This is a genomic window from Calothrix sp. PCC 6303, from assembly GCF_000317435.1.
Taxonomy (GTDB): Bacteria; Cyanobacteriota; Cyanobacteriia; order Cyanobacteriales; family Nostocaceae; genus PCC-6303.
Genome location: NC_019751.1, coordinates 2,036,451 through 2,053,756, shown reverse-complemented (window position 1 = coordinate 2,053,756; position 17,306 = coordinate 2,036,451). Strand labels below are relative to the sequence as shown.

Annotated in this window: 12 protein-coding genes, 1 pseudogene and 1 CRISPR repeat array; of the genes and pseudogenes, 3 read left to right on the top strand and 10 right to left on the bottom strand. The window is 36.6% G+C overall.

Annotated features, from left to right (window positions below):
* Nucleotide 1: 1 nt before the first annotated feature.
* The 8 genes from CAL6303_RS08370 to CAL6303_RS08335 all read right to left on the bottom strand — a co-directional run bounded on the left by CAL6303_RS08370 (nt 2) and on the right by CAL6303_RS08335 (nt 10,276).
* Nucleotides 2-622: a class I SAM-dependent methyltransferase gene (locus CAL6303_RS08370; protein ID WP_015197408.1), complete on the bottom strand. Its 621-nt coding sequence runs from the start codon at nt 620-622 to the stop codon at nt 2-4.
* 122 nt (nt 623-744) lie between these two features.
* On the bottom strand, nt 745-2,127 hold the full coding sequence (locus tag CAL6303_RS08365) for an APC family permease (protein WP_015197407.1): 1,383 nt from the start codon (nt 2,125-2,127) through the stop codon (nt 745-747).
* Between the two features lie 475 nt (nt 2,128-2,602).
* Nucleotides 2,603-3,856: a glycosyltransferase gene (locus CAL6303_RS08360; protein WP_015197406.1), complete on the bottom strand. Its 1,254-nt coding sequence runs from the start codon at nt 3,854-3,856 to the stop codon at nt 2,603-2,605.
* A gap of 134 nt (nt 3,857-3,990) precedes the next feature.
* Complete coding sequence (locus CAL6303_RS08355) at nt 3,991-4,452, bottom strand: DUF2141 domain-containing protein (RefSeq protein WP_015197405.1); 462 nt, start codon at nt 4,450-4,452, stop codon at nt 3,991-3,993.
* Nucleotides 4,453-4,659: 207 nt separating this feature from the next.
* The gene (locus CAL6303_RS08350) at nt 4,660-6,597 is read right to left on the bottom strand and encodes a glycosyltransferase (RefSeq protein WP_015197404.1); all 1,938 of its coding nucleotides are present in this window, start codon (nt 6,595-6,597) and stop codon (nt 4,660-4,662) included.
* Between the two features lie 160 nt (nt 6,598-6,757).
* Nucleotides 6,758-7,756, bottom strand: coding sequence for a glycosyltransferase family 2 protein (locus CAL6303_RS08345; protein ID WP_015197403.1), 999 nt, complete (start codon nt 7,754-7,756; stop codon nt 6,758-6,760).
* 102 nt (nt 7,757-7,858) lie between these two features.
* Nucleotides 7,859-8,842: an NAD-dependent epimerase/dehydratase family protein gene (locus tag CAL6303_RS08340; protein ID WP_015197401.1), complete on the bottom strand. Its 984-nt coding sequence runs from the start codon at nt 8,840-8,842 to the stop codon at nt 7,859-7,861.
* Nucleotides 8,843-9,067: 225 nt separating this feature from the next.
* Nucleotides 9,068-10,276, bottom strand: a complete 1,209-nt coding sequence (locus tag CAL6303_RS08335; protein ID WP_015197400.1) for an ABC exporter membrane fusion protein — start codon at nt 10,274-10,276, stop codon at nt 9,068-9,070.
* Between the two features lie 940 nt (nt 10,277-11,216).
* Between CAL6303_RS08335 and CAL6303_RS08330 the strand changes: the two genes are divergently transcribed.
* From CAL6303_RS08330 to CAL6303_RS08320, 3 genes and pseudogenes are all read left to right on the top strand, one after another.
* Nucleotides 11,217-12,509, top strand: coding sequence for a ParB/RepB/Spo0J family partition protein (locus CAL6303_RS08330; RefSeq protein WP_015197399.1), 1,293 nt, complete (start codon nt 11,217-11,219; stop codon nt 12,507-12,509).
* Between the two features lie 660 nt (nt 12,510-13,169).
* Nucleotides 13,170-13,448: a hypothetical protein gene (locus CAL6303_RS08325; protein WP_015197398.1), complete on the top strand. Its 279-nt coding sequence runs from the start codon at nt 13,170-13,172 to the stop codon at nt 13,446-13,448.
* Between the two features lie 455 nt (nt 13,449-13,903).
* Nucleotides 13,904-14,431: pseudogene (locus tag CAL6303_RS08320) on the top strand (beta-ketoacyl synthase N-terminal-like domain-containing protein); the annotation flags it as partial.
* A 38-nt stretch (nt 14,432-14,469) separates the two neighbouring features.
* A CRISPR array of direct repeats spans nt 14,470-15,672; the repeat unit is 37 nt; unit sequence GTTTCAATCCCTGATAGGGATTTTAGTTTATAGGAAC.
* Nucleotides 15,673-15,931: 259 nt separating this feature from the next.
* Here the strand turns inward: CAL6303_RS08320 and cas2 are convergent.
* Both cas2 and cas1d read right to left on the bottom strand, forming a co-directional pair.
* On the bottom strand, nt 15,932-16,204 hold the full coding sequence (gene cas2, locus CAL6303_RS08315) for a CRISPR-associated endonuclease Cas2 (protein WP_015197396.1): 273 nt from the start codon (nt 16,202-16,204) through the stop codon (nt 15,932-15,934).
* A gap of 21 nt (nt 16,205-16,225) precedes the next feature.
* Nucleotides 16,226-17,230 carry a type I-D CRISPR-associated endonuclease Cas1d gene (cas1d, locus tag CAL6303_RS08310; protein WP_015197395.1) on the bottom strand — a complete coding sequence of 335 codons (1,005 nt, stop codon included), beginning with the start codon at nt 17,228-17,230 and terminating at the stop codon, nt 16,226-16,228.
* Nucleotides 17,231-17,306 lie beyond the last annotated feature (76 nt).

Sequence of the window (17,306 nt, the reverse complement as noted above, 5' to 3'; positions counted from 1 at the left end):
CTTAACGCAAATTAGTAGGGACATTTTCGGGAACAACCCATAGGTAAATAGTTTTACCATCTACTTGCTGTACTTGTTGTGGTTTCCAATCACCCATATCAAAGGCATGGGAAACAATGCGCGTCCCTGGCTTAAGTTCTTGTAATAACTTAGGGCGGAGTTTTAAATTAATTTCTGGTAGTAAATAGAGCGTCACTACTGAGGCTTGGCTGAAATCTGTTTCAAATAAATCTTGTTGGCGGAACTCTACAAGATTTCCCACTCCAGCACTTTGAAGATTCTGTTTTGCCTCTTTGACTCGTTGCGGATCAATATCTATACCAACACCACGCGCCCCATATTTCTGCGCTGCCGTAATGGGAATTCTGCCATCTCCACTACCTAAGTCGTAAATGAGATCCTTATTGTTAACTTTTGCCAGTCTTAACATGGCATCCACTACAGATTGTGGAGTTGGCACATAAGGTACATCGGTTTTAACTTGTTGTACGGGGATGGCAGGGGCAGTGGTTTGGGCATCTGCTTCCGAATCACGCCCTGTGGTTGTGGTGCATCCAATAACACCTAAGCTAACAGCACTAAGAGTTGTAATTAGTAAAAGTGCAATTCGTTTTGATTTCATGATTTTCTCCTGGAATAATTGTTAGTTATTTGAGCAAAACAACAGATTTGAAATTTAGTCCAAGCAAATGAGAAATAGAAAAATTAAGTTTGTTGATCAGCTATTTACGGTTGCTTTAACTATTAGCTTCTGAGATTATATTTTTTGCCTCGGTACCCATTCCAAACCCACAAAGGAATACCTGCACCCACAACTAAAATACCTACTATTGCTCCTATGCTTGTATATGCCAAACTGGAGTAGAGCAAGTAACCACAAATAATGCAAAATAGCAATGGAGTCCAAGGGTAAAGTGGCACTCTAAAAGGTCGAGGTATGTGAGGATCTCGTCTTCGTAAAATAAAGAGTGAAATAGCAGAAAGTAGGAAGAAAAACCAAAATACAGGTGCGGTATATTCCACCATTGTTTCAAACCCATTACGGGTAATTGTTCCTAGAAACACCAATGAGAGGGCAATTACACCTTGAATTAATAAGGCTTGAGTGGGGGTTTCCTTTTGTTGTTGCCAGCCTCCCATAAAGGAAAATAGTGAGAAGTCTTTTCCCAGAGCGTAATTACTCCGTGCGCCTGTCAAAATTGTGGCGTTAATTGCTCCCAAGGTACAAATTGCTACTAATACACTCAGGAATAAGGAGCCTGTTTTACCTACAGTTTGATCCATTAAAGTAGCGGCAACGGCTTCAGATTTTGCCATTGTCGTTAATCCCAAGCCTCGCAAATAGGCGAAGTTAATTAGTAGGTAAATAACGGTAATAATACCAATACTCCAAACAAGCGATCGCACTATGTTGCGTTTCCCATCTTTTATATCTGCTGAGATATAAGCCGCTTCATTCCACCCACCAAAGGAGAGTAAGACAAATACCATTGCCAATCCCCAGTTTGTTGAAGTTGAGGGAGTAGGAAGAGTTGCAGGATTTAGGGGGGCATTAGAGCAAACTCCAATCACGACAACTAGGAGTAAACCCACGATTTTAGCCACTGTGAGCCAGTTTTGCGTCCATTTACCAGGGTACAAACCGAGAATGTTTAAACCCGTCAGCAGGACAATTGCAATGGCAGCATAGATAGAAGGTGAGTAAGTTCCTAACTGCCATAAAGCAGAGAAATAATCACCAAAAACAAATGCTAACAAAACAATTGAACCACTTTGAATTACCGTCATTCTTGCCCAGGCAAATAGAAACGCAACTGAACGCCCAAAAGCAAGTTTCAAGTAATAGTAAGTTCCTCCCACATCAGGGTAAGTTGTGGCTAATTCTGCGTAGCATAAAGCCCCGACTAAGGAGATTGCACCACCAAGTAACCACAGGATTAATAAATTAATACCACTACCTGCATTCGCTGCCACAAATGCCGGAGTTTGAAAAATTCCCGCACCAATTACAATGCCAACGATTAAAGCAACAGCATCCAAAAAAGCTAATGATTGTTTTGGTGCTGTCGCCGAATTTATAGTAGTAGTAGCTTCCTGTACAACAGCGTAGTTTTTGCGTTTATTCACGAATTACTACCTTTTAAGTTTGTTTTCTAGATTAGTAAATAGATGCGATTTTTAAGTCACATCTGCTATTTGCCACGAATTTTTAGCTTCGACTAAAATTATTAATCACCTTACGAATCTATTCGTTCGAGGATTGATTTAGCCATTTTTCATCTACCCACGGGGATTAAATGTGCTTTCTAGAAATTTAATTACACAAGTATCTTAAAAAAACGTTAAATATTCCACATCTTCCAATAGGAATAGGAATATAAATTATTCAGCATCAAATCGATATTTTTACATATGATCTGAATTGCATTTTATTTCGATAGATAGTTATCAAATTGATAAAAGTTTGCGTCGAAAGCAATAATAGTCTAAATGTACTATATCCCCGGCTTTTTTAAAAAGCCGGGGATATCGATTGGGACTTTATGTACTTTTAATTAGAAAAAGTATCCAAGACTGACACTATTTTCCTGTCTTCCATCTCCTACTCACTTCCTTTCTTTGCTTCCACAACTTCATAAAGCTTATCTTCAAACTTTTGTGAACAAGCTGCCCAATCAAAAGGTAAAATAGATAATCTAGCTTGTTTTGACATTTCTGCTTTTAATTGGGGATTTCCCAAAATTTCTACAATTTTATTGGCGAAATCTACAATATCATTTGCTTCAGCCAAAAAGCCATTTTTACCCACAATTACTTGTTCGGCAGTCGAAGGTGCTTTCGCGGCAACAACTGGAGTTCCTGAAGCTAAAGCTTCGTTATTTGCAGTACAGAAATTCTCAGTTAAGGATGGATTCACAAATAAATCTGCACGGGTGTACCATCCCAATAATTCATTCCCATGAGATTCGCCCCAAATAGTTATTCCTGGTACATATTTCTCTGCACGCGTTCTCATTTCTGCATCCAAAGGACCACTACCAATAATTACCAAATGCACATCAGGTATTTTGGCAGCAACTAATGGATAAATATCAATTAATTGGGTGACATTTTTCTCTGCTGTGATTCTACCAACAAATAGTAAAGTTGGTCGTTTATCTTCGGGAATTGGATTATAGCAGATATTTTTTGGCTGGAATTTTTGACAGTCTACACCTTGATATGGTAGGTATTCACTACGTTGTGATTTCAAATCTTGATATTTTTTTAATTCTTCCCGTGAAGGGAAAAAATTGGCATCATATTCTTCACTAAATTTTTTGATGATACCAGGTAAAATTAGGCTAATTAAATTAAATATTTGGTTGCCCAAATAGTAGCGGATATAAGCAACAATATCTGTGTGGAACAATGAAATTATTGGTGTACCTGTTTTTCTGGCATAATCAATTCCCACAGGACGACCATAACCCTGTAGAAAAAGTGAATAAAAGCCACGTAATTGTGGTGCTTCTTCAACGATAATAATATCAGGTTTGAAGTTTTCTAAAAGTTTTGTATCGCTCCAATGACGATGATTTAAAGGTTGTGGTAAAGACTTGTAAAAAATCAATGGTTCTGTGGGAAAAGCAAATGAATAAAAGTTGGGAAAAGCCTGATTTTCTTCTATACTTGGCATGGGACGATTGCTAACTTTTTGAGGGAATTTATCGTTAATTTCTGGATGAATCAAAAATACTTCATGTCCCTGTTTTAACAACCAATTAACCCGTTGATGAACTGCGACTGAAACACCAGTTAAAAAGGGAGCATATAAACTAGTTATGATAGCAATTCTGAGGGGTTGTTTTTGCATGGTGATAAATTGGTTTTACGGAGATAAATGTGAGTAGCTTGGTGTAAATTGGTGATGCTGATTTTAGGTAGGTAAGGTATTTAATGTAGAGACGAGACATATCGCGTCTCTCTTTCTATTCTGTAAATCAGTAATTAATCAAGAGAATATTTCATCCGAATATTAATAACAGTATTTTTATTCAATGAAAAGCTTGCCTTACTAAATTTTGGTGTACCTGTTGTGATAGAAACTGTCGGATTATTAGAAACACCAAAACCTTCTTGAGGAATACCCAGAAAATCAGTATTTAATTTTCCATCTCGGTTACTATCATCAATTACTGTAACTGCATAATTTCCAGGTTTTAATCCAACAAATTGTTTTTTAACCACGCTACCAGTTTTTTCGACGCAACCACTTTGCACCTCACTTTTATTACTAAATGGAAACCCCTGATCACTGGAGTAAACTCGAAAACAAACTCTTCCTGATTCGGATTTGATACCATTAACAACAACCGTCATGTTCGATGTTGATTGAGCAAGAACTGGATTATAAAATGCATTAGTAGTAGCAAAAGTTAAGCAAAGTAAAGGAAGCAAATTGAAGCGCATAAATTTACAAACTAGGTAATAACTGTGTTAAAAATTGCCGTTATGACAAGGTAGAAAGGAAAAGATTTTTGGAGGATTTTACTTTCTATTACATACTACGTTTAGAGAAGCAACTCCAGATGTAGGACTTCTGCACCATTCTAGTTAAATTGGATATCAAGCCAAAAATCAACTCTAGCGGCAAAAGTTTGTAGTGCGACTTTTGCATTAAAAAATGTGTTTTTTCTGCTGGAGTTTAAAATTATATGAAATCCAATCATTGACATAAACATATTTCATCAGTTCCCAACTTTCATCAGAACTAAATTGATTATGAATTGATAAATTTGCTGAACAATCAGACATTGATAGATAAATTGAATCAGGAAGCAAAGCCATCATGTACATCGCTACAAATAATGACTCCTGGGCAAGTATTCTACTGAGATCAAATACTGGTAATCTCGATAACCCTAAACCATAAGAAGTATCAGAAACATATAAACCATTTAAAGCAACCATCAAATTATTATTACCAGATTCAATTACAATTTCGGTAATTGATTTAGCAATTTTTTCTTCGTCTTCAATCACTAATTTTCCTACTTTGTCACCAGGACAGAAAAAATGTCCTCTACTTCCCCTTTCCATGCCAATTAATGGTAAACCACATGCAGCAGCTTCTCCATGAGTAATTCCGTAGGTTTCTGTATCTGAAGCACTAATAAAAAAGCCAGAGTTTTGTCTAAGAAAGTTGTAGATATCTGGCAAAAGATAATTAGGAACAAAATCTATAATTGTCGCGCTGCTTCCTAAAGTTGATGCAATTTCTGATGCGGCAAAACCAGTACCGATAAAGAGAAAATGTACCTGATTTTGCAGATTATCTTGGTGAAGTAAACGTTCACAAGCATTAAGTAAAAGAGAAATATTTTTCTCATCACTTAATCTACCAACATATATAAAACATCTTTGATTAATTCTCATAGGGTGAGAGATAAAATCAATTAGCTTTTTGGCATTAACTGCTGAGAGATTACCGATTGCTACAGATTTTTCAACTTTAAAAATTAACTCATCAATATTTGGCTGATAGACTTTGAATTTTGCCGTATCATATCCTAAAGGTACTTCCCAAATGTTACTTTTTATGCTATATCTACCAATGTCTTCATGCCTGGAAATAGTTACGCGATCGCATTGATTCACAAACAGAGATATTTGCTGCTTTAATGCCACACCCAGGGTATTACCGAGGATTCCAGCTAATCCAGGTTGTTTTCCAAGTTCATCACCCCGACGCAGAAAATCAAATACTAGTTGAAATGGTTTTGCAATCAGTTTAAATAAACTAAAATTTTTCTCCCGATAGCGCGATAAAATAAAGGGTTCTCGAATAGAATTCATTGCCAATTTGACTTCACTTTCAAATTTGGGATATTTTTTTTGCAAAATTAGCTTATATATGAATCTCACTGCTTTTACTAAAAAATCTTGAATTTGCCCCAGCAAAGATAAATTTAGAAACAGATAATAAGCTGATGCAGCAGAAATAGTATAAAGTACCGATCTTACCTGTCGAGATGGATTTGTACTTTTAACTAAATAGGAACCTCCATCCACACTATCGGCAACAATTTTGAAGAAAGGGGAAGAGTCGATAATTTTGTAAAAAGATATCACAACACGTCGCATGTAATTAGCTGCATAAGTGTCAATTTCACACATCACAGTGTTAATTAGTGTGACTTGTTGCTTTCGCATTTTCATTATCTTAGCGGCAATAAAACCCGCTAATTCAGTAACCCCAAATGTTTGAAATGTATGGATGACATCTGGCTTTTCATGAATAATATCTTTAATTATCTTTGAATGGATAGGAAAAATATCTAAGAGAAAGGGAAAAATATGAGGAGAAACCAATGGTAAAATAGTGCGATTGCTCAGATGTGGCTTATATTGCTTAAACAACACACTATTAAAAGCACGATATACTTTTTCTTCTGTACCTAAGCAATAGACGATAATCTGGATATTTGGGTCTGAAGTTGATTTACTAATCCAATCGGTGATAACTTTTTGAAAACCAGAAAAGCTTCCTTCAACTGCACCATAACCTAAATAATCTGTACAAATGACTATTTTTAAAGGCTTTGTTGTTTGCATTAGTTATTTCCTAAAATTAGTGATGAGTAATAAGTCTGTTTTGCGAAGGGGATTTAGCGCAAACTTAACGGGGGCTGTGCCTCCGTTAAAGTTTGTAAGACAGACCCCGACACAAAACGAGTTGTCAACATCTAAACATGGTTAATTTTGATGTGAAATTTTAGATGGAAACAGATGGTCTGCGAATTTCTACTTTAACGGAAACAGAAACTCTAGGAATATGTTGCCAAATTAACCCAATAGCAACAATTAAATCTTTAATTAATAAAGTCTCTGTACCACTTAATTTTTTAATGATATTAAAGTAACAAATTAAACGCTCGTACCACTCCATTTTACCCATCCATGCCGAGCGTAAATACTCTCCTAAAATTCTCCAATGCGGAAATAGGAGCTTACCTTTATTATTAGTGTCAAACCACTCTGCATATGCATAAAAATCTGGTAATTTATTGGCTATTTTTTGAGGTTTTTTATCAACGCATGACATGTATTCTGGAAAAAACATACTTAGTGATTGCTGCGAATGATGCCGAGCAAAAAATAAGTATTCGGGGATTTCATAGAAGCGTCCAAATAAAGCAAGTCTTAACAAGAAAATTGCATCTGCTGCACCATAACTACCCATTCTAGGGGCATTTTTGAGAATTTTAGTCCGAATTACACCATAGCATTGATAGCATAAATGCTTAGTAATTAACTCACTAAATCTTTGATGTGCTTTTGGTAAATTTGCTTTGATATGAATATTATAGTCTTGGATATATCTGCCAGTTTCATCAATGAATTGGACTTGAGAATGACATAATATTAAATTTGGATCTTGATCGAGGATATTGATGCATTTTTCAATGAAAGTTGAATCATGTAAATCATCATATGCTACCCATTTAAAGTATTCACAGGAAGCTAATTCTAAAACATAATTGAAGTTGCGAGCACAACCAACATTATCCGGATTTCGGTAGTAACGAATTCGACTATCTTTATCTGCATATTCTTGACAAATTGCTTCAGTAGCATCTGTAGAAGCGTTATCAGAAATGATTAATTCAAAATCTTGAAATGTTTGATTTAGGAGTGAATCTAATGCAGGGCGGAGAAATTTCTCACCATTGTATACGGGAAGTCCGATACTGAGTCTAGGTTTATTTTTCATAGTCAGGATACGCAGAGATGAGAATTGCAGAGAATAAGAAATATCTAGATTCGGGGGATTCAGATCTCCGATCTTTTAAAGATGTCGGAGATCTAAATAAAATTAGTTATTTAAAACATTTGCTTGTAACCATTTTTTTGTGAGTTGCAAACCTTCTTCGAGGCTAACTTTAGGTTTGTAATCTAATAGGTCTTTAGCTTTGATGATAGAATATGCGTGGGGACGTGTCATAAAATCAACTGATTCAGGCAGAATATCTGCTTCTTTACGAAATAGTTTTTGTCCTTGATGACGTATTTGTAAAAACAGTTTCATTTCATCTTTAGGGAGAGAAAAAGGTGCTGTTAATTCGGCTATTTCGGCAAGTTTGGTAAAGTATTCTTTCCAGGATGTTTCCTGCCCATCGGTAATATTAAATGTTTCTCCATATGCTTGTTTTTCGATGGCAAGAAAAATTGCATCAATGAGGTTATCGACATAGAGGTGATTCATCACCCCTTTACCTTCATTTGCATAGGCAAAAGTATTCTGACGCATCAAAGTTACAGGACGTACAATCCAAGGAATACTTTCGGGTCCATATACATCACCTGCACGAATAACAATTACACCAAATTCTGGTGGATGATTATATTCAATGATGGCTTTTTCGGCTTCGATTTTACTTTGACAATAGGGATTTTTTTGAGTGTTTAGTGGTGCTGCTTCAGTTATGCGATCGCTATACTCAAAGCCGTATACTAATACCGTGGACAAGTGGACGAATGTCTTGACTCCAGCTTGCTTTGCAGCATTAGCGATATTCTTGGTTCCTTCGACGTTAATTTCGCGGAAAGCTTTAATTGCACCTCCTTCTTTTGCCATTTCTGCTGTATGCAAAACTATATCGACTCCCTGACATGCTTGTTTAGCAATATCTGGTTTGGTAATGTTACCAACAATGATGTCTATTTTGGATTTGTCAAAGTCTTTTACTTTGTCAGAATTACTTAGAATTCCTTTAACTTTCATTCCTTTTGCCACAGCAATTTCTGCTGCACGCAAACCAATACATCCGTCAATTTCGGTGATAAGAATTGTGGTCATGGTAATTATTTTGAGGGGTAATGAAGGGATAATAATGGTTGATAAACTTGTCTATTTTGAGAACTGTAGTTTTAGTAGATATAATCCTGAGGAAGCCTAAAACGTCTACCTTGTGTCGCAATCACAAAACTCTACTTTTAATGATGGGTAAGTCTTAACTGATTACTGTTAACTGTTCACTGTTAACTGTTCACTGTTCACTGTTCACTGTTCACTATTAACTGTTCACTGATTACTGATTTGAATTGCCACATCAACCTGTAGATTAGTTAAACCTGAAACCCGTTGACTATCTTGAGGGTTATCGATACGAATTTTAACTTTCACGACACGACGATCGCTATCAGGACTAGGATTAATACTGACGATACTTTGACGTTCTACTTGTAAACCAATATCACTAACGGTTCCAATAATTTTGCCTTTAAAAGCAGTACTAGTAATGATAGCTTTTTGAGCAATATGAACCTTTTCTAAATCAGTTTGGTACACCTCTGCAACTACATACATTTGAGATGTTTTGCCAATTTGTGCAACACCCTCACTACCAATTACCTCCCCAGTTTTACTATGCACCTTGAGAAGTTTTCCCGCAATTGGTGTTGTAACATAGGTTAGCTCATGTTCAGCTTGGGATTGTTGCAATGATGCGATCGCACTTTTAACTTCAGCCTCTGCTAACTGTACATCAACTGGGCGCACTTCGCTCAAACTTGCTAATTTTGCCCTAGCTTCCCGGAGTTGATCTTGGAGGATATTAGTGCTACGATTCAACCTAGCTCTACCTTCTACCAGTTCTTGCTCAACAGTTTGCATCTGTAACCGTTTACTATCAGCAACAGAAACCGAAACTGCCCCTTGTTGAAGTAACATTTGGTAACGCTGGTTTTCAGCATCGGCATTTTCAACTTGAGCAGCTAGTCTAGTAATTGTGGCACTTTGGGTACTAATTTCCCCCTCCAACTGTGCTTGTAAACTACTAATGACAGCTTTTTGAGCGTTGATATCTCCAATTTTTGCACCTGCTTGGATTTGTGCAAGTTTAGCACGAGCAACTTTAACATTTTCTACAGATTGCTGAACTGCTGCTGCGGTTTTTTTATAACCTTCTAACCAAGCAAGAACTTGTCCCGCTTTAACTATTTGTCCTTCCTTAACTAAGATTTTTTCTGCACGCACACCACTCAAAGAACTAGGGGGAGATAACCTTGTCACCTCTCCTTGGGGTACGATTTTTCCTAATGCGATGACTGCAATTTTTGTAGGTGTAATTTTGATGGGTTCAGTGCTTTGTTTTTGAATATAGAATTGATACTTATAAATTCCATATGAAGATGAAACTATGCCACCCAGAACAATGGGAATTGCAATTAATAAGTGCCAAGGAAATAGAGGTTTATGTTTAAAGAATGGTCTGTCACTGTCCAATGTCATACTGTCATCCTAATGATGCTGCTTGAGATTCCCAAAAATCCAGATTTACCACCAGCAGCAATCAGTTATCAGTAATAAGTTAACAGTTATCAGTAACTTTTTCCTGTTCACTGATTACTATTCACTGATTAATGTTGATTCTGATAATTATTTTGCTGTATGTTGATTTTTCTTCAAGTTGTCTGACAACAATATAGGAATCCGGTTTGAATTTTGTTGGCGTAGCCTGTGCTTTCCACTTACAAAATTAGGTATTGTAGGGTTCGTTAGAACGGAGTTCGTAACGCACCAAATCCTTATAAATGGTGCGTTACGCTGTCGCTAACACACCCTACAGATCTCTTCAAAAATCAAATAGTAATCCTATATATAGGAATACTATTTCCTATAGTCAGAAACTTATACAAAGCTAAAATGTGAATGATGAGGGGATTGCAGATGAAGTTTTGATAAACTTGTCTTTCAAATATGGCAAATAAAGATCATTCTGTCAACATAGTTTTGAGATATTAAGTGTTTTTTGAGGAATCAGTGTGTAATCAAATATGTAGAGATAGCTATTTTGAAATGTTTGATACAAAATCTAATTTCACTAACATTATGTTCAATATTTGGCAGGAACAAATAGATATCAATAAAGTCTTTAAAGTTAACTATGTACTTTTTGAATATTTTTCGTATTCACGTTGATTATTCTGAAAATAAGTAAGACAAAAATCAATATCAAAACTAGTACAGGACGGCGGAAATAAACCTACCATCGCAACCAGACAAAAAGCTTATTTATGGGCTTTATTCCTTAGGTTCCTCTCCGCAGTCCCTACAACGGGGGGTACCCCCGCAACGCGTTGCTCTCTGCCTACTTACTTCTGACGAATTGTACTAGTTAAAAGTTATCAAAAGTTATCAGTGGACTAATTGAAACTCAACTTCATAACCTATGTCTAAAGTAGTTGCATTAGATATTGAACAAATCCGCATCGGTGAAAATCGTCGTCCCATCAAAGATGCAAAAGTCGCAGAATTAATCCAATCAATTCAGGCAAACGGTTTATTAAATCCAATAACTGTAGATCAAAAATTTAATTTAGTTGCTGGATTACACCGTTTGACAGCTTGTAAACTGTTGGGTTCTAAAGAAATTGAATGCAATGTAATTAATTGTAGCGATGCCGATGGGGCAAGACTTGCCGAAATTGATGAGAATTTTGTGCGGAGTGAACTAGAACCCCTTGAACGTTATGAGTTGTGGTTAGAACGCGATCGCATTTTAGAACGGATGGGGTTACGAGCGAAACCGGGAGACAACCAATATAGTCGCAGTGGTGGTGAATTTATTTCACCACCTCCCAAAACAACTTTGGAGTTAGCCCAGTCATTGGGTTACAGTGAACGCAGTTTTCAGCAGGGGAAGCAAATCGCTAAAGATATTCACCCAGAGGTGAAGCGGGAAATAGTGGGTTCATCCCTGGCTAAAAGTCGCACCATTCAACTCCAAATTGCCAGGGCAGCCGCAGCAGAACGGATGGCGGCGGAAATTGCCGAAAAAGCCCTGGAACTGGCAATACAGGCAGAAAATCACCAGGAAGCAGAAGAACAAGCACAGTTAGCAACCCAAGCTAGGGAAAGGCAAAAACAGATACAAATAGAGACTTTGCAAGGTGCTATTTCCCGGAAGGGAAGAAGGGGAGAGGGGAAGAGGGGGGGAGGGGAGGAAGAGGGGGAAGGGGAAGAATGGGTTTTGGGGAGACATTTGGTGTATTGCGGGGATACTGCCAGTGGGGATTTTATCAAGAAATTGCCCGGTCATGCCGCGTTAGCGATCGCTACTTTGACACAATCCCCATGGAGACACGATTATTTGGTGAAGGAAGCACGAATAGTTGCAGTGTTGCGTAGTGCAGGGAACATTTACGAATTTTTTAATTGTCAAAAAATGCCATTTCAATATGAATTTATAATTGATGATGTCTATGTGGGTATATTTTCCCAGCAATCGATTCCTAAACCCCAGGGGAAAATCAATATTGGGGGGGTGGAAGGAATAATTAGTTATTTGTTAGGTACTTATACTCAGCCTAACAACTATGTGATTGCTCCATTTATGGGAAATGGCGAAGTTCTGCTAGGATGCGATCGCATGTCCAGAATTTGCTTTACTGGTGACAAGAATCCCCAATTAGTTAAGGGGGGAATTGAAAGATACCAAAAGTTCGGGAATAAAAGGGAATAAATCTTAATTTTGGGGAATTAATAATTTGTGATTAGCTAACTACAATTATCTGTAATTTTCCCCAATCAAATATTTTAAAAACTCCCAAATAGTTCTATTAGAGATAATAAATTCGCTTATATAACAACCATAATTTAGATTTGTTGCACTCATAACCAAATAAAAGTTTAGTGAGTACATCTCGCTAGTAAAATTCACCAAATCATTATAATAGCTGTAAGATATTTCAATAATAGCCACTAAAAGTAGTTAGCTATACTTTTTTATTCGCACTAACATTTACATTAGTAATACTCACTTCTTAGAAAATTCACAAACACTTTGTTTAACTCTCATCAACACCAAATAGTTAACAGTTATCAGTTAACAATAATTTAATAGCGATGAAATTGAAATAATTCAGGACATAAAACTTAGCTATCCTACGCTGATGTTATGCAAACTAACTATAATTGCTAATCCTGAATTTTGACTTTTGCCCTATACATAATTAATCTTACAAATAACGCGAAATATAAAAACTTCTAAAACAATTTCGCGTAAATCCTAAAGCTGAAAAATAGGTGATTTTTCAGTTTTTCCTTGAAAGGGAATACAAGAGGAGTATTCTCGTCGCAATTTTCCAGCATATTCTTACCATCTTGAACCCTACAAATAGCTATGTCATTTATCAAGATACAGAACATTATCATTAACACCAGTTATATTGCGGCAATTAAACTAGACAATATAACCAGTTCTGGAGAAAATAGTGTTTCTGTTTTAATAGCTACCCCAAGGTTTCCTCTATTTCAGCTAGAATCAACTTCCCAAAACCTTTATCATCAGGAATGGGTTGAATTTACCGGACAAGCAGCACAAGCGTTAGAAAACTACTTTACTAGCTTCAACAATGTGATTGACTTGTTACCAGCACATCAACAATCAACTACTATTTAACTTTCCGAATCCTCACCAAAGTTATTTAAGTTAGTTGCCCAATCAAGAATCAGTTAAATCCTCTACTAATATTCTTGATTATCTTTGCGTATAGAATCACAAGAAGAGATATCCTGTAGGTTAAGTTAAAGCTTTACATTAGCTTGCTACTTCATTTTGAAGTGCCCAACATTCTCATCCCATTAATGTTGGTTAATGTTGGGTTGCTTTACCCTCGGTTTGTAAGCTACAACACACCCAAGCTACTTTCTCTTCCAACTTCTGTAATTCAGATTTAAAAATCTTCACTTTGGGGGATCTCTGTAGATTTAGGTAAATCCCAAATCTATATTGAATCACTATATTTTCAGTAGGTACAAGTCTCTAGGATTACTGCTACCAAAAATCAATTTGCAGTAAGTAGTTATCACCTATCTACAAATTAAACCGCCAAATAAAACCCTAGAAAATTGCCTATGTCTGCTTCTTGGTTGAATAATGCCTTAGCGCAGTTAGAAGAACATATCAACAATTGTGAACAGGCAGTAATTAAACATATTGAGGAGAAAAAACGGATGTCAGATAAATCGGTACCAGTCAATCCCATGAATACGAAATTACAACACAATCCCATTGCCATAGTAGGGATGGCTAGTTTGTTACCCCAATCTCGGAATATGCGGGAATATTGGGAAAATATTATTAAAAAGATTGACTGTATTACTGACATCCCCGATTCTCATTGGAATGTTGATGAATATTACGATCCTAATCCCAGAACACCCGAAGATAAAACCTACTGTAAACGGGGTGGTTTTATTCCCTACGTTGATTTTAATCCGATGGAATTTGGACTACCACCAAATATTTTAGAAGTTACAGATGTCTCCCAACTTCTGAGTTTGGTAGTTGCTAAAGAAGCAATGGAAGATGCAGGTTACGGACAAAATAATGAATTTAATCGGGAGAAAGTTGGTGTAGTTTTGGGTGTGGCATCAGGTAAGCCTTAAGCTAGTTTTACCATGCGATCGCTTTACTCGTCGTTTCAATCCCTGATAGGGATTTTAGTTTATAGGAACAGTACCTTCAGCCCAGAAAATTTCATCGAATAAAGGTTTCAATCCCTGATAGGGATTTTAGTTTATAGGAACGGAACAGAGGACGCAGCGGGTCTATAGCTGCATACCTCGGTTTCAATCCCTGATAGGGATTTTAGTTTATAGGAACCTGCTATTGGTGGAGGATGTGATCAAGATATTAGGTTTCAATCCCTGATAGGGATTTTAGTTTATAGGAACTCCACGTTGACTTTTCGCAGGGGAACAGTAACTGCGGTTTCAATCCCTGATAGGGATTTTAGTTTATAGGAACAATGCACTTAGTAATCCGTCGAAGCTGCCTTCGTCCGTTTCAATCCCTGATAGGGATTTTAGTTTATAGGAACAACTATTTGATTTTTCTTGAAGTTGTACAAAGCTTGGTTTCAATCCCTGATAGGGATTTTAGTTTATAGGAACGTGAAGATCCTACTTTGAGATTTGGCGCGATCGCATATGTTTCAATCCCTGATAGGGATTTTAGTTTATAGGAACTAAGTCCTGTAACGGCTTGACCTAAAAAGGTTTTAGGTTTCAATCCCTGATAGGGATTTTAGTTTATAGGAACTGACCTGGCGCGCAGCGCCAGGTAGCGACCAGAGGTTTCAATCCCTGATAGGGATTTTAGTTTATAGGAACAAAAAGCCGCATTTACAAAAGTTATTGAGGACGCGTTTCAATCCCTGATAGGGATTTTAGTTTATAGGAACACCCAACAACAAAACAGGATGATTGGGGATTTAGTTGGTTTCAATCCCTGATAGGGATTTTAGTTTATAGGAACAGTTCGTCGCTCAATTCTTCGGTCACATTCGCTAAGTTTCAATCCCTGATAGGGATTTTAGTTTATAGGAACTTTAAAATTTCCGACTCGTTGGTAGTTCCTACTAGGTTTCAATCCCTGATAGGGATTTTAGTTTATAGGAACAATATATGCTGATAGCAACCGATTTAAGGTTTGAGTTTCAATCCCTGATAGGGATTTTAGTTTATAGGAACGTGATTTTGCTTCTGCTAATTCTAGCGCCTGCTTTAAAATGTTTCAATCCCTGATAGGGATTTTAGTTTATAGGAACAAAAGGAAATTATGATGATGATTGAGCGTATATCTGTTTCAATCCCTGATAGGGATTTTAGTTTATAGGAACCGCTTTGAGATACAACCCTTACTGTATTTAGTTTTCAAGGTACAAAAGTGAGAACCTCATTTAAAATAACGTTTCAGCCACTAACCTGTCAACTATCGCAGCACATAAAACTGCAAAAAGCCTACAGAGCAATACTTTCAGCAACCGTGCGAACCGATTAAGAAATAGAAAACCCTCAAACGCATATAGCGCAAGTAATACAAGGCGAAAAAAGGCTCACCATTTTTCTACACCCCCAGGTTCGCACAACAAACTAGAATCAAATAAAAAACATTGTATCATTCCTGGGCATTTCACCACCAATACGCTCCACCTTACCTTTACAGCAAGCACAAAGGAAATAAAACCGCACGCTATCTTCTTGAGGCTTGATGAGCTTGGAGAGACGCGATCGCAATTTAGCATACTGGGTATCAGTCAAATCGCACTCAAAGAGAGAATATTGCATCCACTGTCCGTAGGATTTGAGAGTATTGTGAATTTTGGTACGACGCTTATCTTCGGGAATGTCGTAAGAAACAACAACAAACATAGTTAAAAACTGATAATTAAATTACTTCATGATTAATGGGGGATATTTATCTATTTCTCCCATCAAATATTTACCCAATAAACGTGCTTGAACTTCAAAACTTTCTTGATATGTTTTTTGAATTCCTAAAACAGGATGTTTGAACTTTGCCTGTTTTTTCTCCTGGTATAACTTCAAAAAAGTATGTAAACCTTCCTTCGTAAGTGAAACTGCATTGCTAACAGGTTCGGTAATAAAATCAGATGGCTTTAATATTTTCTTGTTAATCGAATTGATAACTACCGCATCAACAATTAAAGGACGAAACTCTTCCATCAAATCTAAAGCCAAAGAAGGTCTTCCGTATCGTTCGACATGTAAATATCCTAGATATGGGTCAAAACCAACAATATTTAATGCACTTTGAATATCATGACGTAATAGGGAATATCCTAAGCTTAAAAGTGAATTTACAGGGTCTACTGGTGGACGGCGATTGCGATTTTTAAAGCTGAAATTATCGACTCGAATGAATTTATCAAAGCAACCAAAATAAACCGCACTACCAGCACCTTCGTAACCTCGAATCGAATCAATATTATTAACTTTTTCCAAAGATTCAATCGATTGCTTTAATTGAATTAAACTTTGACTCAAGTCATGTTCAAGATAACTACGTTGTAATCTTAACAACGCATAGCGATAGTTTTTTAATTTTCCCCTGACAAATGCCTTAGTAACATGAATCGCTTGGGATGAATCTCCTGCCGCTTTCCACTGAGCATTTCGCAAAAATATATTCTTACTCATTTCTGGCTCCAAACGGGCAATATATTTACCATTAATAGTCAGAAAAGTTAGAGGGATTTTATTTTGAATTAATTCCATGATTGCCATTGGAGAAATACTCGCTCTTCCCATAACAACTAAACCATCAATTTTAATCAAAGGTACATCTAAAATTGTCTTTTTCTCAATTCTTACATGCAATCTCTCATCAACTTTACCGATAAAAGCATCATCCTGTGTAACGTAAACAGTACCCATCTTATTTTACTTTGTGCTAGAAAAACTATATTATTTATCTGACAAACTGTACTTTTAGAGTTAGGAGAGCAACTTA